This is a genomic window from Nocardia sp. NBC_00881 (assembly GCF_045207455.1).
In the GTDB taxonomy this organism is placed as follows: Bacteria; Actinomycetota; Actinomycetes; order Mycobacteriales; family Mycobacteriaceae; genus Nocardia.
Genome location: NZ_CP108798.1, coordinates 2527482 through 2549579 on the forward strand (window position 1 = coordinate 2527482; position 22098 = coordinate 2549579).

The following is a 22098-nucleotide window of genomic DNA, read 5'->3' on the forward strand; positions in this document are numbered from 1 at the left end:
CATGGATGACAACCAGCACAGCGCCGATTTCTACCAGGTCGAGCCGGAGACGATCCGCGAATTCGCCCGCGCTGTACAGAATGGCCACCCGGCGCACTGGGACGACGCCGCGGCGCATTCTCTCGGATATCCCGGGCTGATCGCATCGGCGACCTTCGCGTCATCGATAGGCGCCATCTCGCAAGGACTGCTGTTCCGAACGGCGACGACGAACCACGCGCCCAGCCAACTCCTGCACCTCGAACAGGAAATCCGCATCCACCGCCCCGTGATCGCGGGCGACCAGCTCACCTGCCGAGTCGCTGTCGACTCCCACCGCAGAACGGAGAACGGCGACCTCGTCGTCCTCACCACCGTCATCGCCGACGGCGACGCGACACCGGTGCAGACCGTACACACCACCCTCTTCGGCCGCTGCGGAATGATCGCCGACCGCGTGCTCGAAGCCACCCGAAACATTGCCGCCCAGGCTCTCCAAAGTTTTGCACCGCACGATGCGGCCGGCGTCTGGTCAGCAGCCGTGCCTGGACGAGCGCTCTCCGGCAACCGACCTGCATCACCACGTACGCTCGACATCGGCACCGAGATCCCACCGCGGGTGTATCGGCTCTCCCGTACGGAGTTGATCGACTACGCCCGAGTTTCCGGTGACCACAACCCGATTCACTGGAACGACGAGGTGGCCCACGCGGCGGGGCTGAACGACGTGGTGGCGCACGGCATGCTGACAATGGGGCTCGGCGCCGATTACCTCACCGCCTACCTCGATGATCCGGCGTGCATCGGTGAATACACCGTACAGTTCTCCAGACCGGTCTTCGTCCCCGCCACCGGACGAACCGCCGTGCATTTCACTGGCGCAATCCAGAGAGTCGACCACCGCAACGGCACAGCGGTGGTCGCCCTCACTGCGCACTCGAACGGCGAGACCGTCTTCGGCCGCGCCACGGCCACCGTACGACTGGCGCGACCAACCTCCGCGCAATAGCCCTGGTCTGCCACCATCCTCATCGCCGCCATCAACTATTGGTCGCGGTGACCCACTGCCGAAACACACCGTAGTCTCAGACTCTGAGACTACACACGGTGGTATGGCAATGGTCGGCGGATGCTGAGCGCCCCAACGAATGACGCCGAATAGTCAGCCCACCAACGGATTGATCGGCGACGGCGAATTCAGTGTTCGTCGTAGTGGCCGGCGTGGGCGACATGGCGGTGGCCGTCATGGACATAGTCGACGTGGTCGCCGTGTGGAATTGCGACATGCCCACATCCTTCGCCGTGGACGTGGTCGTGAATGTCGTGGGTGGCGTGTCCGGTTGGCTCGCACTCATCGTAGTGATCACCGTGGGCGCGGTGCAGGTGACCGTCGTGCACGTAGTCGACGTGATCGTCGTGAGGGACGGCGACGTGGCCGCAACCGGCGCCATGGGCGTGGTTGTGGCTTTCGTGCTGGGTATGAATCACTGCAGTCATCTACTTCCTCATCCTTTCCCCACTCTTCAGCATGCATATTGTCACATCATCATGTCCGCATGTAAGGGATGGGCGCTGATGAATCGCTGAGGTCTGAAACGGCAGCCGATGCCCCACCGATTCTCTAGCCCTTGCGGATTCGACCAGCCAGCGCTTTCGTGCGTGGCAGCGCGATCTTCGGTTGCCGCCGAATATCCAGTCGGCTGTGTTGCCTGTTGGCTCTGTCCGGCCAGGGCAGTGTGGATCCGCCGCCGCCCGGTCCGTCGTTCCCACACCGAACCCGGCGCTCACATCTAGCGACCGTGCTCGTACCGCCGGTCCGGGGCCGGAATGCGCTGATAGCTGGTAACGACGATCGTCGGGGTGAGATCAGGGTCGCGGCGGGCACTATCCGGGTCCACGACACCACGAACCTCGAGCCAGGCGTCGTCCTCGATCAGCTCCGGCATCCCCGCAAGGTGGACGAGCACGTACCGGGCGTCGGCGACACAGCAGGTGATGACCACACGCGCGAGATCGACATCAGGTGTATCCGTGCGCTGTTGCTCGAGGGCCTTGGGTCGCAGGACGAAGCCGCTGATGGTCACCTCCCGGCTGTCCAGGGAATGGTTGGAATCCTGGAGTGCCCGGTTCACCAGGTCCAAGATCGGCAGGTTCGGCGCGGCCCCGGGCGGCAACGGCGGAAACGGCCACTGCTTCGGCTCGTCTGCGGCCGAATCCCGTGGCACCACCTGCACAGGGGAACTGGTCACAGCGGCGCCGGCGCCCAGCGCGGGCGGGGCGATGAGCAGCAGCGCGGCAACCGGGCCCAGCAGCAGCCATTGGGCCCGGCCGGTGCCGTGCTCATGGTTGGCAGGCGCCGCGCCGCGCCGGATATCACGCACGATCGCCACCAGAGCGAGCACGACGAACCCGATACCACTGATCACCAGGAACGGATACAGGCTCGGTTTCACATAGTTCAGGTACCGGCCATCGAGCGCGATCCACAACACCGCGCCGCCGATGAGCAACAGCAGCAGATTCTGCGTCTCCCGTTTCATCGGGCCCCTCCCAGGAAGATGTACCCGGCGACCGTCCCACACACCACGGCAACCGCAAAGGTCGACGGCGCGAACCGCATGGCGAACCGGCGCCCGAAACTGCCCGCCTGCATGGCGAAAAGCTTCACGTCGACCGCAGGGCCGACCACCAGGAAAACCAGTCGAGGCAGCAAAGGCAGCGTCGACATGCTCGCCGCGACGAAAGCATCGGCCTCGGAGCACAGCGCGAGCACGATGGCCAGTACCGCCATGACAAGGATCGCGATAACCATTTGCCCGGCCAACTGTTCGAACCAGGACGACGGAACCAGCACATGCAGCGCCGCCGCGGCCGCCGCACCGAGCACGAGAAACGCGCTCGCCTGCAACAGATCGTGCCGCGCCGCCTCGGTGAAGACCTCCCATCGAGTCCGGCCGGACACGCAGTGACCGTGTCCACCGCCGCGCGGCAGCATCCACGTCGGGCGCCCGATACGCGACCAGAGCAAGCCCATCACCACCGCGGTAGCCAGCCCACCGCTGAACCGCGCCGCCACCATCGCCGGCTCGCCCGGGAATGCCACCGCCGTCGCGATCAGCACCACAGGGTTGATCGCGGGCGCCGACAGCATGAAGGCCAACGCGACCGAGCCCGGCGCACCCTGATCGGCCAGCCGACGCGCCACCGGCACAACACCACACTCACACCCCGGCAACGCCATACCGGCCAACCCAGCCACACCGATCGCGGCGGATTCATTGCGCGGCAAGACCTTCTGCAGCACAGCCGGCGAGACGAAGGCCGCAATGGCGCCGCTGACCACTACCCCGAGCGCGAGAAACGGCACCGCCTGGACGAAGACACCCGCGAAAATCGTCACACCGGTCTGCAGTCGCGCAGACGCCCCTACCACCCGCGCAACCGGCGCCTGCACCACCAAGCCGAGGACGATCAGCGCGACGAGCACATACGTCGAGGACACCCGCCTGCGTGCGGAGTTCAGAGTGTTCTGTGCGAGCACGGTCCCATCCTGTCAGCAAAAGCCACCGAATCGGCCCGTCTCACATCGGGTCCACGTGGTGGCAGGCGACGCCGCGTGTCCCGGTGCGCCGGAGTTGTGGCCGGAGGTGGGCGCAGACACTACGCCCGGCTGGGGACATTTCAGCGGCCAGCGGGCATCGACCGAGGAACACGCATCCGGTGGGCCGATCGAGCGGATCGGGCAGCTCGCCGGTGAGCAGAGCCTCGCCTGCCCGCGCGGCCTGCACGTCGAGCACGGATGTCGCGGCGACGAGGGCCCGAGTATAGGGGTGCAGCGGCCGGTCGAGGATATCGCCGGCCGGGCCCGTCTCCACCACGCGTCCCAGGTACATCACCGCGACGTGCTCCACGACACGCCGGGTGAGCGCGATATCGTGCGACACCACCAGGAACGCCAGGTCGAACTGCCTGCGCAGCCCGGTGAGCAGGTCCATGATTCCGGCCCGCAGCGAGGCGTCCAGCGCCGACACCGGCTCATCCAGCAGTAACATCCGCGGTTCGGGCGCCAGCGCCCGGGCGATGGCCACGCGCTGGCGCTGACCCCCGGAGAGCTGGCCGGGACGGCGATCGGCGTGGTCGGGGTCCAAGCCCACCAGCGGCAAGAGTTCACGGGCGCGAGCGCGGCTTTCCCGGCGCTGGGCGCCGTGCACGCGCAGCGGTTCGGCAATCAGGTCGGCGACCGTCATCGTCGGGTTCAGCGCCGCCGAGGGGTCCTGCACGACCATCTGGACCTGCTGCCGCGCAACGGTGCGGTCTCGGCGGCGCAGGTCGGCCAGGTCGCGGCCGAACAGTTCGATGCTGCCCGACTCTGGGGTACGCAGCCCGATGATCTCCCGCAACACTGTGCTCTTACCGCACCCGGACTCGCCGATCAGCGCGAGGGCTTGCCCCTGGGCCAGGTGCAGGTCCACCTCGTCGACGGCCTGCACGACCGCGCCGCGTCGCAGCCGGTAGTGCTTGCTCAGGCCAGTGACCCGCAGCACCGTCTCGCCGCCTGACCCGGGCCGGCCGGCCGGCGCGGCCTCCGCGGACAGCAAGGTGCGCAGCGGGCCGTCGGCCGGCTGCGTGAAGAGCTGCCGGACCTCGCCCTGCTCGGCCAGGACGCCTCGGTGCAGCACCGCGACCCGGTCGCAGCATCGGGCCACCACGCCCAGATCGTGCGTGATCAGAAGCAACGCGGCCCCGGTGCGCGCCCGCACATCATCGAGCAGGTCGAGAATCTGTGCCTGCACGGTGACGTCGAGCGCGCTGGTGGGCTCGTCGGCGATGATCAGCTCCGGATCGTGGGCTATCGCCATCGCGATGCCCACGCGCTGGCGCATCCCACCCGAGAACTCGTGCGGCAGCGCGGCGGCTCGGGTGCGGGCGGAGGCGATTCCGACGCTGTCGAGCAGCTCGACGACCCGGTCGGCCGCGGCCCGGCGGCCGATTCCGGGTGTGTGTACAGCCACGGCCTCGGCGAGCTGCGCGCCCACCGAGAGGACCGGGGTGAGCGCGGCGAGCGGATCCTGATGGACCAGCGCCATCCGTCGGCCTCGGATGCGCGACATCTCGCGGTCGGTGCGGCCGAGCAGTTCGTCGCCGTCGAGGCGTATCGAACCGCGCGCGTCGGCCGTGCTCGGCAGCAGACCCATGATTGCGAACGCGGTGGCCGACTTGCCCGAACCGGATTCACCGACCAGCGCCAGCGCCTCGCCCGGGGCGACGGTCAGCGACAGGTCATCGACTGCGGTCACCCGACCGGTGCGAGGGCCGAAAGTGATTGTGAGCTCGGATATGTCGAGCAGTGGTGTCATCGGTGAACCTCGTCGTCGCGCAGTCCCTCGCCCAGGGTGGCCGAGGCGAGCACGGTCGCCGCGAGAAAGCCGACGGGTGCGAGGAAAACCCAGGGAAAGGTCAGTGCCGAGCCGGTGCCCGTGGCCACGAGGGTGCCAAGCGACACGTCCGGGGGCTGCACTCCGAAGCCGAAATAACTGAGCCCGGCCTCGGCCAGCACGGCGGAGGCGACGTTGAGGGTGCAGTCGATGACCAGCAGCGGCACCATCTGCGGCAGTAGGTGCCGCGTCACGATCCGGGCGGTGGATGCGCCCATGTCCTCGGCCGCGACCACATAGCCGGCGCTGCGCAGGCTGCGCGCTCGTGCGCGCACAACGCGGGCGGTCACCATCCACTGGAATCCGGCGATCAGCAGCACCAACACGAGCCAGGACTGCTCGCGCAGGGTAGGGGAGAGCACCGCGACGACCAGAATCGGCGGCAGGACGAGCAGGATGTCGACCACGATCATGAGCACCCGGTCGGTGAGCCCGCCCAGGTAACCGGCGAGGGTGCCGACCACGGCGGACACGACGGTGGTGAGGCCGGCCGCGAGCAGCCCTATGAGCAGCGATTTCTGCAGCCCCCGCAGGCAGAGTGCGAGCATGTCCTCACCGAGCCGCGCGGTGCCCAGAGGGTGCGCGGGCGAGGGCGAGGCCAGAATGGCGCCGAGGTTCTGCTGGTCGTGGGAATACGACAACACCAGCGGTCCGGCGAACGCCGCGACGGCGAGCAGCACCAGCCCTCCGGCGCCCACGACGACGCCGGGGCGGCGCACGACCCGGCGAGCCGCAACGAGCGTGCCGGTCATGATCTCGTCCTCGGATCGAGTAGCACCAGTGCCAGATCCGCCAGCCAGCCGACCATGAGCACGAGACCGGCCATCAGCAGGGTCACCGTCGCCACGACCATGGTGTCCTGGTTCTCGATGGCCGACATGAGCCAGTCGCCGAGCCCGTGCCAGCCGAAGATCCGCTCGGTGAACACCCCACCTGCCAGATGCAGGCCAAAGCTGAACGCCACCAGCGCCGTCACCGGTATCAGCGCCATGCGCAGCCCGTGACCACGCACCGCTCGAATGTGGGTGAGCCCGCGCGCCCGCGCGCCGCGCAGGTACTCGCTGTTCAGCACTTCCAGCATCGCAGCGCGCTGGAAGCGGCTGTAGAACGCGATCTGCGGAAGCGCGATCGCGATCGTCGGCAAGACCAGATGCCGGAACCGATCGCCCACCGCGGCCCAACCGGTCAGATCCGAGCCCGGGGTCTTCTCCCCACTGAACGGGAGCACGTCGGTGCCCGCGGCCTCGTTGATCGGGAGGCAGAGGATCTTCAGCACGGTCCCGAGCACGAAGACGGGCACGGCCAGCAACAGCAGGGACGCAGCCATCGACAACCGGTCACCGGTCCGGCCCGCCCGCATCGCACCCCACAGGCCGAACGCGATGCCGAGCAGCACCGCAAGCAGGCTGCCCGGCAGGAACAAATGCAAGCTGGTGCCTGCCCGCTCCCCCAGTTCGCTCGCGATGTCGCGGCCGTCGACGGTGACCCCGAACTCACCCGAGGGAATTCCGGACAGCCAGCCCCAGAAGCGCGGCAGCAACGGTTGATCGAGGCCGAGCTCGGCGGCGCGCGCGTCGATAACCGCCTGCGGCGTGGGCGGCTGCGTGGTGCGCAATTCGGCCAGCGGGTCGAAGCTCAGCGCCGACAGGGTGTAGGTCAGCAGCACAGATCCCAGACACACCACGGTCCAGCCCGCCAGCCGGGTGACCAGCCGGATCAGCATGCGCGGCATGAGTGCTGAGGGCGTAGGAGGACGCCGCGCACGTAGCGGCCTCACTTCATGAATCCTGCTGAGGCAAATCCGTAGGCGCCTAAACCGCGGGCGCCGTAGTTGGCCAATTCGGCGCGCACGGCGTACGCGCCGGACTCCGGATAAAGCGGCACGTGATGGGCGCGCTGCCATGCCAGCACGTCGATCTCGTTGGCCAGCGCGTCGCGTTTCTCCGGGTCGAACTCGGCGATGGCGCGGTCGTAGAGCTCCTGGATCCCGGGGACGACCACGCGACCGAAGTTGTTGCCCGCCTTGGCGCCGTCCGGAATCTGGAACACCGGCCGGTCGTGCGAGATCGGGTAGGGCGACTTGGTCCACTCGAAGGCAATGATGTCGAAGTTGCCCGGCTGCAGGTAAGTGTCCTGGAAGCGCTCCACCGGCACGGCCTCGACCTGGGCCCGCACCCCGACCGCGGCCAGTTGCTCGGTCACCACGCCGGCGACGGTGCGCCCGGTCGGCGTGGCCTGCACCACGAACCGCAGCTTCAATGGGCGCCCGTCCTTGACCCGCACATTACCGTCGAGCACCCAGCCCTGGGCTTCCAGCGCCGCGCGCGCGGCATCCGGATGGTGCCGAAGGGCACCGGAATTGTCCTCGTATCCGGCGTACCCGGGAGGCAAGATGTGGTTGCCCACCGCCTTCGCGCCAGGCACGATCGGGCCGACCACCACATCGGTCACCGCCTGCGCGTCGATTGCCTGCGCGATCGCAATACGTAGCCGCTCGTCGGACAGCAGCGCACCCTCGCCGCCGTTGAAAGTGAGTTGCCCGGCACGGCGTTCGGTCGCTTGCCGGATCTCCACACCCGGGATCGTCCGCGCGCGGGTGAACAGGTCGATATCACCGCCGATGGGGTACAGGTCGATGCCGCCGTTGGCGAGCTCGTCGGCCCTGGCCGCGGGCGCGAGCACGCGGAAGATGACGCGGTCCAGTCTCGGGCGGGCGCCCCACCACGATTCGTTGCGGCGCAGCGTCACCACCTTGGCTGTGGTGTCGATCTCGGCGACCTCGAAAGCGCCCGAGGTCACCGTGGGCCCGTTGATCCAGGACTTGTTGAACGCCTCGGGCGTCTCGGTGACCTCCACCGGTACCAGCGGCCGGAACAGTCCCTGCCACTCGGCGAACGGCTTGGCGAAAGTGAGTACCGCCTCCTTGTCCGAGGCTCCGCGCTCCACACTCGCCACGTCCTGGTATCCGACGTGGTTATTGACCTCGAAACGGGTGTCGGCACCATTCAACGCCGCCCAGTGCCCGCGCAGGTCCTGCCAGGTCAGGGGCCTGCCATTGCTCCAGACCGCGTCCTCGGCGATGACGTAGCGCACCACCTGCGGCGCGGTGGACTCCACTTCGATGGAGGCGAAGTAACTTTCGTTCACCGCAGGCAGGCCGTCAGCGGAATCGAGGAACGCGCTCGGCAGGATCGCGTCGGCGAGCTGGTAGGTCACTACCCGGGCGCCGTTGACATGTTTGGGGTTGAAGTTCGGTGGCAGGGAGTCGATAGGCACCCGAAGGTCGCCGCCCTCGCGCAGAGCATCTGGGCCCTGCTGGTTGATGTCGGGCCCATGGGTGGCGCCGCGTTCCCCGGCTCCGCGATCAAGCGTTGGCGCCGCACATCCGGTCACGCCGAGCGCGACGGCCAGCACCAGCCCACCCGTCGATGCCTTACCCCTGAACCGCATGTACGTCCTCACATCCGCCTCGTCACCGTGGCCGAGTACCCATCGAATCCTCGGCACCGTAACGCAAATGAAAATAGTACTCAATAAGCGGTCAGCGACGCAGGTGAGTGCCTTCCAACTCGCCGCGCGAGTCGATGGGCCGCATGACGGCGGGATGCGCACGCTGATGTGTGCGAACCGGAACCACGGGGCGCTCAGGGGCGGCGTCATCGGTGGCCGGCTCGGGCTGCGCACGGGGATGTAGGTGCCTGAGTTCGGCTTCCTCGTCGCGGCAACGCAAGCCGGGTTCACGCGGTGGTCGCAGGTCCTACCCTCGGCCAGCTCGAGGAGAGCGGCCCCTGAACGCGGTGCGGGCACTGAGCAGAGCGAGGTCCGTGCGACGCCCTAGCCAGGCGTCGTCGTCCGGATCGAGCAGACGTTTCCACGCCGCCGTGTCGTCCTCGGCCAGAAATGGTCCGGCTCGGCGGACGCGCGCCGCCAGTTCGGCCAGGACGACCGTGCGAACCTGCTCGGACAACGGAGCGGGGAAATCGACCAGCGCAGTGGAGGCCGTGACATCGACCAGTCCCGCGGCCGCGAGGATCTCGGTCCACCCCCTAGTCGGCCGCACCACGGCTGCTCGGCCGAAAAACCACTGGGTGAAGTACCGGCCATGGGCTTCGTCCAGACGTACCTCCAGCCCAGGCCGTCCTGTCCCCACATCCCAAGGCAGGCACCGAGTAGGTAGCCCCCCTTCTGCCAGGCAAAGCACACCACCCGGTCGAAGCATGCCGCTCAGCGCGCGAACCGCGGCATCCCAGTCGCGTGCGTGATGCACACACCACGACGACCAGACAGCATCGGCGGCTTCGGGCAGCGATGGTGTGCCGTCCTCCAGGTCGTGCAGCACCGGGCGAATCCGGTCAGCTACCCCGGCTGCCTGCGCGGCGTCAAGGGTGGCGTCGAGCATCGCCGGGTCGAGATCGACTGCATACACACGCCCTTGGTCGCCAACCGCCTGGGCCAGCGCCACCGTGGCAGACCCCGCTCCCGGTCCCACATCAACGACAACGTCGCCCTGCGCGACGTCCAACGGCTCGAGCAAGCGCAAGCTGGCGTCGAGAAAGACTGCTTCTGCCGCGGCCGGATCCTGTGTCGACGTTCCGGTGCCTGGCTTACCCGCCCGATGGTGGATGGTGGTCATGCGGCCGATGTTAGTGAACATCGTTTTCACCGCGTAGCCGCCATGCCTAGCAGCGCCAGAGACCGACTCGATCGTTTCGATACGCGACAGCCTCGATCGAAGACTGGCCGACCGACGCCACGGCTGACCACCTGCTCATCCGACCCCCTCGATAGCGTTCGCGGGATGGGCCAGGCGCGGCAGCACCGATTCGCCGTACGCCTCCAGCGTCGCCGTCTTGGCGTCGTGCTGGAGGTAGACCGCGAACTGGTCGACGCCGAGTTTCTCCAGCTCGCGCAGCCGGGCCAGCTGGTCGTCGGGCGTGCCCAGCAGGCAGAAGCGGTCCACAATGGCGTCGGGCACGAACTCCGCGTGCGTATTGCCCGCGCGCCCGTGCTGGTTGTAGTCGTATCCTTGCCTGCCCACGATGTATTCGGTGAGGGCAGCCGGGATCTCGCTACCCGACCCGTACTTCGCGACGAGGTCGGCGACGTGGTTGCCGACCATTCCGCCGAACCATCGGCACTGCTCCCGTGCGTGCGCCAGCGCCGAATCCGATCCGTCGGTGATGTACGCGGGCGCGGCGACGCAGATCCGGATCGACGCCGGGTCGCGGCCCACCCCTTCGGCCGCCGTCCGCACCCGGGCGATGGTCCACGCCGTGATGTCCGGGTCGGCCAGTTGGAGGATGAACCCGTCGGCCACCTCGCCGGTCAGATCGAGGGCGCGGGGACCGTACCCGGCCACCCATACCTCCAGCCGCGAGGCGGTCGCCCAGGGGAACCGGACGACGGTGTCGCCCACCCGCGCGCTGCGGCCGTTGCCGAGTTCCCGGATCACCTCCACCGATTCCCGCAGCGTCGCCAGGGTGGTCGGGGTGCCGCCCAGGGTCCGTACGGCCGAATCACCGCGGCCGATACCGCACACGGTGCGGTTGCCGAACATGTCGTTCAGCGTGGCGAAGGTCGACGCGGTCACCGTCCAGTCCCGGGTGGCCGGGTTGGTCACCATCGGACCGACGACGACCTTGCGGGTGGCGGCCAGGATCTGGCTGTGGATGACATAGGGCTCTTGCCAGAGCAGATGCGAGTCGAAGGTCCAGACGTGCGAGAATCCGTGCGTCTCGGCCAGTCTGGCCAGTTCGACCACTCGCCAGGCAGGGGGTGTGCACTGCAGCACCACGCCGATGTCCATGCGACACTCTCCGTTTCGAGGATCAGACCAGATTCTGCGACAGTTCACGTTTGACGAACCGGCCGTGCCCCGCGCTGCCGAGGTACGTGCCGTCGTCGACGATCACCCGGCCGCGGGACAGCACCGTGTCGACATGACCGTCGATCTCGAAGCCCTCGTAGGCCGAGTAGTCCATGTTCATGTGATGGGTCTTGCCCAGCCCGATGCTGGTGCGACCGTTGGGGTCGTAGAGCACGATGTCGGCCTCCGCGCCCGGGCTGATCACACCCTTGCGGGGGTACATGCCGAACATCCGAGCCGGCGTCGTGCAGCAGACCTCGACCCAGCGTTCCAGCGAGATCCGTCCGGACTTGACGCCTTGGAACATCAGGTCCATCCGGTGCTCGACACCGCCGATGCCGTTGGGGATCTTGCTGAAATCACCGACGCCCATCTCCTTCTGGTCTTTCATGCAGAACGGGCAGTGGTCGGTGCTGACCGTGGTGACGTCGCCGGTGCGCAGGTAGCGCCACAGCTCGTCCTGATGTCCTTCGGCCCTGGACCGCAGCGGCGTCGAGCACACCCACTTGGCGCCCTCGAAACCCGCTGCACCCAATTGCTCTTCGAGCGAGAGATACAGATACTGCGGGCAGGTCTCGCCGAACACGTTCTGGCCGTCGCCGCGCGCGGCGGCGATCTGCGCGAGCGCCTGCTTGGCCGAGACATGCACAACGTACAGTGGCGCACCGGTCAGGTGGGCCAGCATGATCGCGCGATGGGTTGCCTCCTCCTCCATCTGCCACGGCCTGGTCGTGCCGTGAAAGTACGGGGCGGTGTCCCCGCGCGCGATCGCCTGTTCGACCAGTACGTCGATAGCGATACCGTTCTCGGCGTGCATCATGAGCAGCGCCCCGAGGTCACCGGCGGACTGCATGGCCCGCAGGATCTGGCCGTCGGTCGAATAGAAGACACCGGGGTAGGCCATGAAGAGTTTGAAGCTGGTGACGCCTTCGGCCACCAATTCGCTCATCCCCTTCAAGGATTCGTCGTTGACCTCACCGATGATCTGATGGAAGCCGTAGTCGACCGCGCACTGTCCCGCCGCCTTCTGGTGCCAGGCGCCGAGCGTGTCCTGCAGCCGCTCCCCCGGTTTCTGGACGACGAAATCGACGATCGTGGTGGTGCCGCCCCAGGCGGCGGCGCGGGTACCGGTTTCGAAGGTGTCGGATGCCTCGGTGCCGCCGAAGGGCATCTGCATGTGGGTGTGGCCGTCCACGCCACCGGGGATGACGTACTTGCCGGTAGCGTCGATCGCGACCTCGGCCGATTCGGTGAGGTCGGCGCCGAGCGCGGTGGCGCCGGGTTGCAGGACGGCGACGATGATCTCACCGTCGACCAGTACGTCCAGCGGTTGCGATCCGGTGGCCGAGACCACCGTGCCGCCGTGGATGAAGGTGCGCGTCATGTCGGTCTCACCTGTCTCAGGGGGCCACCAGCGGCCCATAGGCGTCGGGGCGGCGGTCGCGGTAGAAGGCCCAGCGATCGCGCACCACCTTGATCAGGTCCATGTTCAGGTCTCGGATCACCAGTTCGGGGTCGGTGTCGGAGGCGACGTCGCCGACGAACTTGCCCTCCGGGTCGACGAAGTAGCTGGTGCCGTAGAAGTCGTCGTCACCGTACTCCTCGACACCGACGCGGTTGATGGCGCCGATGAAGTACTCGTTGGCGACCGCGGACGCGGGCTGTTCCAGCTTCCACAGGTAGCCGGACAGGCCTCGCGAGGTGGCGGAGGGGTTGAATACGATCTCGGCGCCCGCCAAGCCCAGCGCGCGCCACCCCTCCGGGAAGTGCCGGTCGTAGCAGATGTAGACGCCGACCTTGCCGACCGCCGTGTCGAATACCGGCCAGCCCAGGTTGCCCGGCCGGAAGTAGAACTTCTCCCAGAATCCGTTGACGTGCGGGAGGTGATGCTTGCGGTACTTCCCGAGGTAGCTGCCGTCGGCGTCGATCACCGCCGCCGTGTTGTACAGCAGACCGGGCTGCTCCTGCTCGTACACCGGTAAAACCATCACAAGGCCCAATTCCCGTGCCAGCGCGGCGAATCGCTCCGTCGTCGGCCCTGGCACGGATTCGGCGTAGTCGTAGAACTTCGCGTCCTGCAGCTGGCAGAAGTACGGGCCGTAGAACAGCTCCTGGAAGCAGACCACCTGCGCGCCCTGCGCGGCGGCCTGACGTGCGTAGTCCTCGTGCGCTTCGATCATGGACTCTTTGTCGCCGGTCCAGTTCGTCTGGACAAGCGCCGCTCGAACGATTCCCATGCTTTGTTATACTTCACCGGGAACTAATTCGGTTGTGTTACAACATTGCGGAAACAGTTTCGTAGCCGTAAACCTTGGAGTCGATTGTAGTTCCCACCCGGCGCCCGACGCAGAATGGCGCTGTGAGTATCGAGCCCGCGACCGCCGCCGGCGCACCTTCCGACGAGTCGACAGGGCGGTTCATCGCGGATCTCGATGATCGCACCCCGGTGGGGATCGCCGCCGCGGTCGGCCGACTGATTCGTTCGGGCACGCTCGCACCCGGCTCGCGACTACCCACCGTCCGGGAGGTCGCGCGGGAGTTGCGGGTCTCGCCGACCACGGTCAACCAGGCCTGGCGGGCGCTCGCCGCCACCGGGGCGATCGTCGCGCGTGGACGCGCGGGTACGTTCGTCGGCGAACAGGTGAGCGCCACTCCGGTCGGCAGGTATCAACGACTGCATCCCCCATCCGACAACGCTTTTCGTGTCGACCTCGCCCGCGGCGCCCCCGACCCCGAGCTGTTGCCCGACCTCGGAGCAGCGCTGCGCGCGCTGAGCAGAGACCAGGCGGGCAACCTTACCGCCGACTACCTCGGCGAGGCGGTGCTCCCCGACCTCGCCGCGAAGGTTCGCGCGGACTGGCCGTTTCGCGCCGAGCGCCTCGCCGTGCTCGACGGAGCGCTCGACGCGGTCGACCGCCTGCTCGCCGCGCACATCCGTCTCGGCGATGCCGTCGCCGTCGAGGATCCGTGTTTTCCGCCGTTTCTCGACCTACTCGCGGTGATGGGCGCTCGCCCGGTCCCGCTACGCCTGGACGAATCGGGTCCGCTTCCAGCTGATCTCGCGCGTGCGGTCACGCAATATGCTGCCGTCGCGGTGATTCTGCAACCGCGCGCACAGAATCCAACCGGCGTCTCGCTCACCGCACACCGGGTCCGCGAACTCTCCGATGTCCTGGACGGCTACCGAACGGTGGTCATCGAGGATGATCATTCCGCCGGAATTGCCTCCACCGCATTGCGTTCGCTCGGCACCCGGCTACCGGACCGCACCGTACACATCCGCTCATACTCCCAATCCCACGGGGCGGACCTGCGTCTGGCCGTGGCGGGCGGGCCGGCCGAATTGCTCGACCCGGTCGTCGCGCGCCGCATGCTCGGCCCAGGCTGGACCAGCCTGCTGCTGCAACGCCTGCTGGTGAACATGCTCGACGACGACTCCGCCGGCCAAGCTGTCGCCACCGCGCGCGCCGAATACCGCAAGCGCTCGGGCGCGCTCCGGCGCGCCTTGGCCCGCCGCGGCGTCATCGTTGGCCGCGGCGATGGCATCAACCTCTGGCTTCCCGTCGCCGACGAGAACGCGGCCATGATCTCCCTCGCCGCCGCGGGCATCAAAGCGGCCCCCGGTGGCCCCTTCGCGGTCGGCCATCATCCGAGCGCCGATCACCTGCGCCTCACCATCGCCGCCGTCAGCGACGCCGATGTCGACTGGCTCGCGGCCGAACTCGCGGCCGCCGCCACGGCCGCCCCGACCTACCGCCGCATGCGACGGGTATGAGCGGGACCGTACCGTAACGCGCGGTAGGGAAATCAGGCCGTACGGCCACGCCCGGCGGAGCGAGATGGAATGATTCGCGTCGCATCGTCCGGTGCGCAACTCGAATGAAGGAGATTTCCAGCGTGAGCGAAGTGCAGGCGCGGCAACTCGGCAGCGGTCGGCGACGCCTCGGCGTGCCGTGGCGGACACTGCGCGTTCTCGGTGTCCTTGCCGTCGGCGCGACGCTGGCGGTGTCCGCTGCGGGCGGTGCCTCCGCGAATCCGGGCACCGTACGGGAGAAGGCGCCGGCCACCTGTAATGCGCCGGCCGCCGGTCAGCCGAACAACAAGCAGTGGACCGTCGAGCCGGCTCTGACGATCGATGCCAACGCCGGATACACGGCGACACTGGCGACCACCTGCGGTGCGGTGACGATCGCGCTGGACGCCGCCCGCGCGCCGCATACGGTCAACTCGTTCGTGTTCCTGGCCAATGAGCAGTACTACGACCACACGAAGTGCCACCGGATCACCACCGAGGGCATCTACGTCCTGCAGTGCGGTGACCCGACCGCGACCGGCACCGGCGGCCCCGGCTATCGCTTCCACGACGAGAACCTGGCGGACGCGACCTACCCGGCCGGCACGATCGCGATGGCGAACTCGGGACCGGACACCAACGGCAGCCAGTTCTTCCTCGTTTACCAGGACACCCAGCTCCCGCCGAACTACACCCCGTTCGGTCGGGTCACCGCGGGCTTGGACGTGCTCGCGTCCATCGCCGCCGCAGGCGTCAAAGACGGCTCGGCCGACGGCGCGCCAGCCGTGGACGTCGTGCTCGATTCAGTTGCCGCCGTACGCAATTGAGTCACATCGCATCAGGTGGCGGCGCCGATTCGGCGCCGCCACCGCTAGTTGTCGACAGCTCGGTGCGAGTCAGGACACCCCCGACCATGCGCCGCGGCACCAGCGCGAGGACCGGCTCGACGACGCGGCTGGCGACCGGGCCGAGAATCGCCATCAGCAGCACGTAGGTGGTGGCCAGCGCGGCGAACTCGGCAGGGACCGCGCCCGCGGAGACCGCCAGTCCCGCGATGACGATCGAGAACTCGCCGTGGGCGACCAATGCGGTACCTGCTCGCGCCCGGCCGTAGCGGCCCGCACCGGCCCGCTTGGCCGCCCACCATCCGGTCGCTACCTTGCTCGCCGTCGTGACGACCGCGAGTAGGCAGGCCCAGCCGAGCACCGGAGGGATGCTTGCCGGATCGGTGCTCAGACCGAACAGGACGAAGAACAGCGCGGCGAACAGGTCGCGCAGCGGCTCCAGGATCTTGGTGGCGTTGTGCGCGGTCGAGTCCGAGATGGCGATGCCGAGCAGGAAGGCGCCCACCGCCGCGGACACCTGCACCGCGGAGGCGACCCCCGCGACCAGCAGTGCGGAGCCGAGCAACTTCAGCAGAAAGATCTCCCGGTCCTCGCTGTCGACGATCGCGGAGACGTAGCGCCCGTAGCGCAGGGCGACGATGAGCACGACCGTGACCGCGACCAGCGCGATGGTCAGCGTCTTCAGTCCCGCGAGGAAGCCGACGCCGGCCAGCACGGCCGTGAGCACCGGCAGATAACCGGCCATCACCAGGTCTTCGAACACCAGGATGGACAGGACAACCGGTGTTTCGCGGTTGCCGAGCCTCCCCAGGTCGTTGAGCACTTTCGCGACGATGCCCGAGGACGAGATATAGGTAACTCCCGCCATGGCGATGGCACCGGTAAGGCCCCAGCCGAGCGCGAAAGCGACGAGCACGCCGGGGGTGGCGTTGAGCACGATGTCGACGACGCCCGCGGCCCATGATCGGCGCAGCCCGGTGACCAGTTCAGGCGCGCTGTATTCGAGGCCGAGCAGCAACAGCAGAAGGACGACGCCGATTTCGCTGGCAAGGTGAATGAAGTCGTCCACCTGCCGCAGCTCGACCAGACCGCCCGTACCGAACACCAGCCCGCCGACCAGGTACAGCGGGATCGGCGACATGCCGATACGCGCGGCGATCCGGCCGAGCAGACCGAGGCCGAAAAATACCGCGCCCAACTGGATCAGCGCGAGCGCGGTCTCCTGAGCAACCATCCCCGCTCAGCCGTCCAGCAAAATCTTGGCGGCGGCCTCCAGGCCCTCCGCGGTGCCGACAATAACGAGCACGTCACCGGCGGTGAACGTGAAATCCGGGCCGGGTGAAGGGATCGGCTGCCCGCCGCGCACCACCGCGACGATAGACGACTTTGTGCGCGTTCGTATCTGGGTCTCCCCCAGCATCCGCCCGTCGTAGCGGGACCGGTCGGGTACGGAGAGCTGGCGGGTGGTCAGCCCGGCGAACTGGCGGTGTTCTTCGCGCAGCTGCTCCACCAGCTGCGGCGCGCCGAGCAGGTTGGCCAGCAGTGCCGCCTCCTTGCCCGACAGCGGTATCTGTTCGGTCTCGTCGGGGTGGTCGGCCTTGCTGACGATCAGATCCATGGTGCCGTCGCGATGATCGATCACCCCGATCCGGCGCCGGCTGTTGGTCGGCCGAAAGTCCTTGCGTACACCGATACCGGGCAGGGGTGTCACCTCAACGTTCACGACTTCAGCCTAGCCACCCAGCGACGCACCCCCACAGAAGGGTGCCCGAATTGTCCGTATCACTTCGGTAATTCCGCACGACACTCCGGCTGCGCGGGTTTGGACCGTCGTTAGTCGCCCGTGGTAAGAGAATGACGTGTCCCGTACCTCAGCCCGTCGCTACGCCGTCACCTTCGATTGTCGATTCGGCGACGCCATGCGAGTCCGGTGACGGTCGCCCGAGTGGTGAGCCGGTTGCGACGGTCCGGCACGGATGCTGCCGCGACGCCGCGGCGCGGCGCGGCGGACAGTTACCGGCACGATCTGGATGGGCTGCGCGGTGTGGCGATCGCACTGGTCGTGGCGTTCCACATCTGGTTCGGCCGCGTCTCGGGCGGGGTGGAGGTCTTCCTGGTCCTCTCCGGCTTCTTCTTCACCGGCTCGCTGCTGCGCGGCGCGGAGTCCAGCGGCACGATTCGCATCGGTCACATCGCGCGCAGGCTCGCCCGCAGGCTGCTTCCCGCACTGGTTACGGTGCTGACCGCGGTGTTCGCGGCGACGATACTGCTGCGTCCCTTCACGCAGTGGCACGAGATCGCAGCGCAGACGCTGGCGTCACTGTTGTACTACCAGAACTGGTATCTGGCGCTGTCCTGGTCGGACTACTTGGCCGCCGCCCCTTCGGTAAGCCCGCTGCAACATCTCTGGTCGATGGCGGTGCAGGGGCAGTTCTACCTGGTGATCCTGCTCGGCGTGGCGCTCGCGGTGCGACTGTGCAGGAGCCTCGCGGGCCCAGCCGCGCTGCGGCCGGGCCTCGCGATCCTCCTCGCGGCGAGCGCGACGGCCTCGTTCCGCTACGCCGCACACGGCACCTCCGTGCATCAGGGCTGGAACTACTACGACAGCTTCGCGCGCGCCTGGGAGCTGCTGGCCGGTGCACTGCTCGCGGTCGTGGTGCCGTGGCTGGCCGCGCCTCGTCTCCTGCGGGTGACGCTGGCCGTGCTGGGCGCCACCGCCGTGGTGACGTGCGGCTGGCTGATCGATGGCGCGGAGGAGTTCCCCGGGCCCGCGGCACTGGTGCCGGTGGGCGCTGCCCTTGCGCTGATCGTGGCGGGGATCAATCTTCCCACCGCCGCGCACCCGCTGCCCAACCGGCTGCTCGGCACATCCGCCGCGGTGCGCCTGGGAGAATTGGCCTACGCGCTGTACCTATGGCACTGGCCGATCCTCATCTTCGTCCTCGCGGAGACCAGGTCCGCCACGGCCGGATTCGTCCGCGGGTTGGGCGTGCTCGCGGGGTCCCTGGTGCTGGCCTACTCGACCAACAGGTTCATCGAGGAGCCGCTGCGGATCCGGCGGTCCACGTGGTCCGCCCAGCAGACCCCCGCCCGCCGCCGCACCGGCCAGGTGGTCGCGGTGCTCGGGATCGCCGTGCTCGCGGTATCGGTGGGCGAGCAGGTGGTGACGCGGGCGAACCCGCCGCAGCCGGTGGCCTTCCTCGACCCTGTGCACTATCCGGGCGCGGAGGCGCTGGTCGGCGACGCAAGCACGCCCCGGGCGCGGCTGCGTCCGACCGTGTACGAGGCGCCCGCCGATCACGCGTATCCGTCACAGGACGGCTGTATCGCGGACTGGGACACGCGCGACGTCATCACCTGCGCCTACGGGAACGCCGACGCGCAGCGCACCGTGGCGGTGGTCGGCAGCTCGCATGCCGAACACTGGGTTCCCGCCCTCGACATGCTGGCGCGCGAGCACAACTTCCGCGTCGACGTCTATCTGAAGATGGGCTGCCCACTGACTGTGGCAGCGGAGCCGAAGTACAAGGGCGAGGCCATTCCGGATTGCCGAGACTGGTCCACCGAGGTGATCGACCGCCTCGGCCACGACCGCCCGGAGTGGGTGTTCACCACCGCGACCCGCCCCCGCGACAAGCTCGGCGACGAGACACCCGCCGACTATCTGGACGTGTGGTCGCACCTGGCCGAGCGGGGGCTCAATGTGTTGGCCATCCGCGACACCCCGTGGCTGCGCCGCGACGGCGTCCGCTATCGGGCGATCGACTGTCTCGCCCAGAACGGCGACCGGATCAGCTGCGGCATGCCGCGCACTGCCGCGCTGGACGAGGTCAATCCGGCGCTGGAGTTCGCCGCCTCGTTCGCCAACGTGTTCCCTGTGGACCTGAGCGACGCGGTGTGCGAGCGGGACGTGTGCGCAGTCACCGAGGGCAACATCCTGATCTACCACGACGAGCACCACCTCACCGCCAGCTATTCGCGGTCGCTGGCACCGGAACTGGGCAGGCAGCTGTCACCGATCCTCGGCTGGTGGTGAGGCGGCGCCCGGTCAGTTCAGGCGCAGCATGTCCGGCCACACGCGAGACCACGGGCGCGCGCGGTTGGGCACAGCGCCAGAGGGTGACGTGGCGGGTGACGCCGGGAAACCCGAGCCGGGCGTCAACGCGCCCGACCGGCGTCACCTCGGCGCAGAACTCGCGCACGTCCGGCTCGGCGCCACCGACCCACAGGACCGTGCTCGCCGTGTCCGGCGGAGACCGAATTGACATCCTCTTCCGCCTGATGCTGATGGCGAAAGATTCCGGCCTGTGCGGGCTGTGCCGCGCTTCCGGTGGGTTCCTGCTTCAACGCCGACTGCTCGACCGAGGCCGAGGCTGACACCAGCTCCACAAGCGTTGGACTGTCCGCATGGCCTGCGGCCAGAATATTCTTCGCGGCGTTCACATCGCGATCGTGGGTCACACCACACATGCACGTCCACGCCCGGACATACAACGGCTTCTTTCCGCCCAGCGCTCCGCACACCGAGCACAGCTGCGTAGACGGGAACCAGCGACCCACCTTGCCGAAGTGTCGGCCGTACCGCGCGGACTTCTCCTCCAACATGCGGGTGAACATCGCCCAGCCCACATCGTGAACCGACTTCGCCAACCTGGTGCGCGCCAAACCTTTGACGCACAGGTCCTCGACGAACACCGCTTGGTTGTCGCGGATGATCGCCGTGGACTGCTTGTGCGCGTGATCCCGTCGCGCGTCGGCCACCCTGGCGTGAGCACGGGCCACCCGAACCTGCGCCTTGGCACGGTTCTTGCTGCCCTTCGCCTTACGGCACAGCGACTGTTGCGCCTTGCGGAGTTTACGTTCGACGCGGCGAAGGAACCTCGGGTTCTCGATCACCGTGCCGTTCGACAACACCGCGAACGAACTCAGCCCCAAGTCGATACCGACCTCGGAATCCGACCGCGGCAGCGGCACGGACTCCACTTCGACCACGAACGAAGCGAAATACCGGGCCGCCGCATCCTTCACGATCGTCACGCTCGACGGCTCCGACGGCAACTCCCGCGACCAGCGAACCGATATATCCCCGATCTTCGGCAGCCGAAGCCTCCGCCCGGGCGTCACCGCGAACCGGGAGTTCTTCGTGAACCGGATCGACTGCCGATTGTCCTTGCGGGACCGATACTTCGGCGGCGCGACCCGCGCACCCTTCCGCTTGCCGGTCACCGACGAGAAAAAGTTTCGGTAGGCAACGTTGAGGTCGGCGAGTGCCTGCTGAAGAACCACCGACGACACTTCCCGGAGCCATTCCCGCTCCGGAGTGTGTTTCGATTCGGTGAGACGCTTGGACAGTTCTCCGTCGCTGATCCGCTGCCCGGTCTCGAACGCTTCCTGCCGCGCCCGCAGTGCATCGTTGTACACCACCCTCGCGCATCCGAATGCCTTCGCCAACGACTGTTGTTGTCCCACAGTGGGATACAGACGGAAGTTGTACCGAAGCTGCGCACTCCGATCCTACCGTCGGTTCAGGAGCGAATATGGCACTGTTCACACCGGCAGAAACTGCGTTTCATGCTGCACGCGCATTTGGTACAGGCCGCCCGGTCAGGGCACGTCGACCCCTGACGGGCCTCCCGCGTGGGCCGCCCGGAAGGGCGGCGCACTAGCCCACACCCCCGTAGCCGAAGCCACGGTTTGGGCTGTATTCAGCGGGCAGCCCGTATTCAGCGCGGTACAACATCCAGAGCGGCTGCCTGCCAATAGGAATGGGCGATCTTACGGCCGACGTCCCTTCCGTCTCCAGCAGCGCCTGGTAGGCGGCCGCCGTCTGTGCCGCGAGCTGACCAACCGAAACGTCCGTAGACCGCGATCTCCAACCCCCGCCTCGGCCTGGGTGTCGACCGGCTCGATATCGGTCTCCGCGCATGGCAGCGAGTACAAGCAGTGCGGCCGACATCGAGAAAGTGCAACAACAGTTGCCTCCGCAGCCCATCTACCCGGCCTCGACCGCTGCTCTCTGCCCGAGCCGCGCGGAAGCAACCCGCACGGTCCCCCAAATGCCGAAGGGCCGTGTCTCCAGTGGAGACACGGCCCTTCGGGTCGACGCAACCTGACAGGTACTGACCGGTGTTCAACTCGGTATCGATGGCGCGGCTGGCGCTGGCGTTCTTGCCGGTGAAT

General features: G+C 67.7%; 18 protein-coding genes. 4 read left to right on the forward strand and 14 right to left on the reverse strand.

Annotation, left to right across the window (positions count from 1 at the left end):
• Position 1 precedes the first annotated feature (1 nt).
• Positions 2-988, forward strand: a complete 987-nt coding sequence (locus OH799_RS09810; RefSeq protein WP_406278200.1) for a MaoC/PaaZ C-terminal domain-containing protein — start codon at positions 2-4, stop codon at positions 986-988.
• A 188-nt stretch (positions 989-1176) separates the two neighbouring features.
• On the opposite strand, the gene OH799_RS09815 is transcribed toward OH799_RS09810, so the two are convergent.
• From OH799_RS09815 to OH799_RS09865, 11 genes are all read right to left on the reverse strand, one after another.
• Positions 1177-1476 (reverse strand): hypothetical protein, encoded by a 300-nt coding sequence (locus OH799_RS09815; protein WP_406278202.1) that lies wholly within the window; start codon positions 1474-1476, stop codon positions 1177-1179.
• Between the two features lie 293 nt (positions 1477-1769).
• Positions 1770-2519, reverse strand: a complete 750-nt coding sequence (locus tag OH799_RS09820; protein ID WP_406278205.1) for a TIGR03943 family putative permease subunit — start codon at positions 2517-2519, stop codon at positions 1770-1772.
• A complete protein-coding gene (locus OH799_RS09825; protein ID WP_406278208.1) occupies positions 2516-3520 on the reverse strand; it encodes a permease in 1005 nt (334 codons plus the stop codon). The genes OH799_RS09820 and OH799_RS09825 overlap by 4 nt, the downstream gene beginning before the upstream one ends.
• Positions 3521-3560: 40 nt before the next feature.
• Entirely contained in the window at positions 3561-5336 is a 1776-nt protein-coding gene (locus tag OH799_RS09830) for a dipeptide ABC transporter ATP-binding protein (protein WP_406278211.1), read from the reverse strand.
• Entirely contained in the window at positions 5333-6166 is an 834-nt protein-coding gene (locus OH799_RS09835; protein WP_406278214.1) for an ABC transporter permease, read from the reverse strand. The genes OH799_RS09830 and OH799_RS09835 overlap by 4 nt, the downstream gene beginning before the upstream one ends.
• On the reverse strand, positions 6163-7146 hold the full coding sequence (locus OH799_RS09840; protein WP_406278217.1) for an ABC transporter permease: 984 nt from the start codon (positions 7144-7146) through the stop codon (positions 6163-6165). Before OH799_RS09840 ends, OH799_RS09835 begins: the two co-directional genes overlap by 4 nt.
• Before the next feature lie 41 nt (positions 7147-7187).
• On the reverse strand, positions 7188-8864 hold the full coding sequence (locus OH799_RS09845; RefSeq protein ID WP_406278220.1) for an ABC transporter family substrate-binding protein: 1677 nt from the start codon (positions 8862-8864) through the stop codon (positions 7188-7190).
• A gap of 307 nt (positions 8865-9171) precedes the next feature.
• Positions 9172-10047 (reverse strand): class I SAM-dependent methyltransferase, encoded by an 876-nt coding sequence (locus OH799_RS09850; RefSeq protein ID WP_406278223.1) that lies wholly within the window; start codon positions 10045-10047, stop codon positions 9172-9174.
• Positions 10048-10182: 135 nt separating this feature from the next.
• Positions 10183-11220 carry a TIGR03842 family LLM class F420-dependent oxidoreductase gene (locus OH799_RS09855; protein ID WP_406278226.1) on the reverse strand — a complete coding sequence of 346 codons (1038 nt, stop codon included), beginning with the start codon at positions 11218-11220 and terminating at the stop codon, positions 10183-10185.
• Positions 11221-11242: 22 nt separating this feature from the next.
• Positions 11243-12664 (reverse strand): dihydropyrimidinase, encoded by a 1422-nt coding sequence (hydA, locus tag OH799_RS09860; protein ID WP_406278229.1) that lies wholly within the window; start codon positions 12662-12664, stop codon positions 11243-11245.
• Positions 12665-12680: 16 nt separating this feature from the next.
• Positions 12681-13517 carry a nitrilase-related carbon-nitrogen hydrolase gene (locus tag OH799_RS09865; RefSeq protein WP_406278232.1) on the reverse strand — a complete coding sequence of 279 codons (837 nt, stop codon included), beginning with the start codon at positions 13515-13517 and terminating at the stop codon, positions 12681-12683.
• Positions 13518-13639: 122 nt separating this feature from the next.
• Here OH799_RS09865 and OH799_RS09870 point away from each other — a divergent pair, with 122 nt between their 5' ends.
• A complete protein-coding gene (locus OH799_RS09870) occupies positions 13640-15055 on the forward strand; it encodes a PLP-dependent aminotransferase family protein (protein ID WP_406278235.1) in 1416 nt (471 codons plus the stop codon).
• Between the two features lie 122 nt (positions 15056-15177).
• Positions 15178-15900, forward strand: a complete 723-nt coding sequence (locus OH799_RS09875) for a peptidylprolyl isomerase (protein WP_406278238.1) — start codon at positions 15178-15180, stop codon at positions 15898-15900.
• 1 nt (position 15901) lies between these two features.
• Here OH799_RS09875 and OH799_RS09880 read toward each other — a convergent pair whose 3' ends face one another.
• Positions 15902-17152 (reverse strand): cation:proton antiporter, encoded by a 1251-nt coding sequence (locus OH799_RS09880; RefSeq protein ID WP_406278241.1) that lies wholly within the window; start codon positions 17150-17152, stop codon positions 15902-15904.
• 6 nt (positions 17153-17158) lie between these two features.
• The gene (locus OH799_RS09885; RefSeq protein WP_406278244.1) at positions 17159-17641 is read right to left on the reverse strand and encodes a cation:proton antiporter regulatory subunit; all 483 of its coding nucleotides are present in this window, start codon (positions 17639-17641) and stop codon (positions 17159-17161) included.
• Positions 17642-17848: 207 nt separating this feature from the next.
• Between OH799_RS09885 and OH799_RS09890 the strand changes: the two genes are divergently transcribed.
• Positions 17849-19954 (forward strand): acyltransferase family protein, encoded by a 2106-nt coding sequence (locus tag OH799_RS09890; protein ID WP_406278247.1) that lies wholly within the window; start codon positions 17849-17851, stop codon positions 19952-19954.
• A 122-nt stretch (positions 19955-20076) separates the two neighbouring features.
• Here OH799_RS09890 and OH799_RS09895 read toward each other — a convergent pair whose 3' ends face one another.
• On the reverse strand, positions 20077-21387 hold the full coding sequence (locus tag OH799_RS09895; protein WP_406278250.1) for an RNA-guided endonuclease InsQ/TnpB family protein: 1311 nt from the start codon (positions 21385-21387) through the stop codon (positions 20077-20079).
• Between the last annotated feature and the right edge of the window lie 711 nt (positions 21388-22098).

Excerpts from the sequence above, each read along its gene's own strand:
- OH799_RS09810 (WP_406278200.1), top strand. The coding sequence starts at position 2 with ATGGATGACAACCAGCACAGCGCCGATTTCTACCAGGTCGAGCCGGAG.
- OH799_RS09815 (WP_406278202.1), bottom strand. The coding sequence starts at position 1,476 with ATGACTGCAGTGATTCATACCCAGCACGAAAGCCACAACCACGCCCAT.
- OH799_RS09820 (WP_406278205.1), bottom strand. The coding sequence starts at position 2,519 with ATGAAACGGGAGACGCAGAATCTGCTGCTGTTGCTCATCGGCGGCGCG.
- OH799_RS09830 (WP_406278211.1), bottom strand. The coding sequence starts at position 5,336 with ATGACACCACTGCTCGACATATCCGAGCTCACAATCACTTTCGGCCCT.
- OH799_RS09835 (WP_406278214.1), bottom strand. The coding sequence starts at position 6,166 with ATGACCGGCACGCTCGTTGCGGCTCGCCGGGTCGTGCGCCGCCCCGGC.
- OH799_RS09840 (WP_406278217.1), bottom strand. The coding sequence starts at position 7,146 with ATGCCGCGCATGCTGATCCGGCTGGTCACCCGGCTGGCGGGCTGGACC.
- OH799_RS09845 (WP_406278220.1), bottom strand. The coding sequence starts at position 8,864 with ATGCGGTTCAGGGGTAAGGCATCGACGGGTGGGCTGGTGCTGGCCGTC.
- OH799_RS09850 (WP_406278223.1), bottom strand. The coding sequence starts at position 10,047 with ATGACCACCATCCACCATCGGGCGGGTAAGCCAGGCACCGGAACGTCG.
- OH799_RS09855 (WP_406278226.1), bottom strand. The coding sequence starts at position 11,220 with ATGGACATCGGCGTGGTGCTGCAGTGCACACCCCCTGCCTGGCGAGTG.
- hydA (WP_406278229.1), bottom strand. The coding sequence starts at position 12,664 with ATGACGCGCACCTTCATCCACGGCGGCACGGTGGTCTCGGCCACCGGA.
- OH799_RS09865 (WP_406278232.1), bottom strand. The coding sequence starts at position 13,517 with ATGGGAATCGTTCGAGCGGCGCTTGTCCAGACGAACTGGACCGGCGAC.
- OH799_RS09880 (WP_406278241.1), bottom strand. The coding sequence starts at position 17,152 with ATGGTTGCTCAGGAGACCGCGCTCGCGCTGATCCAGTTGGGCGCGGTA.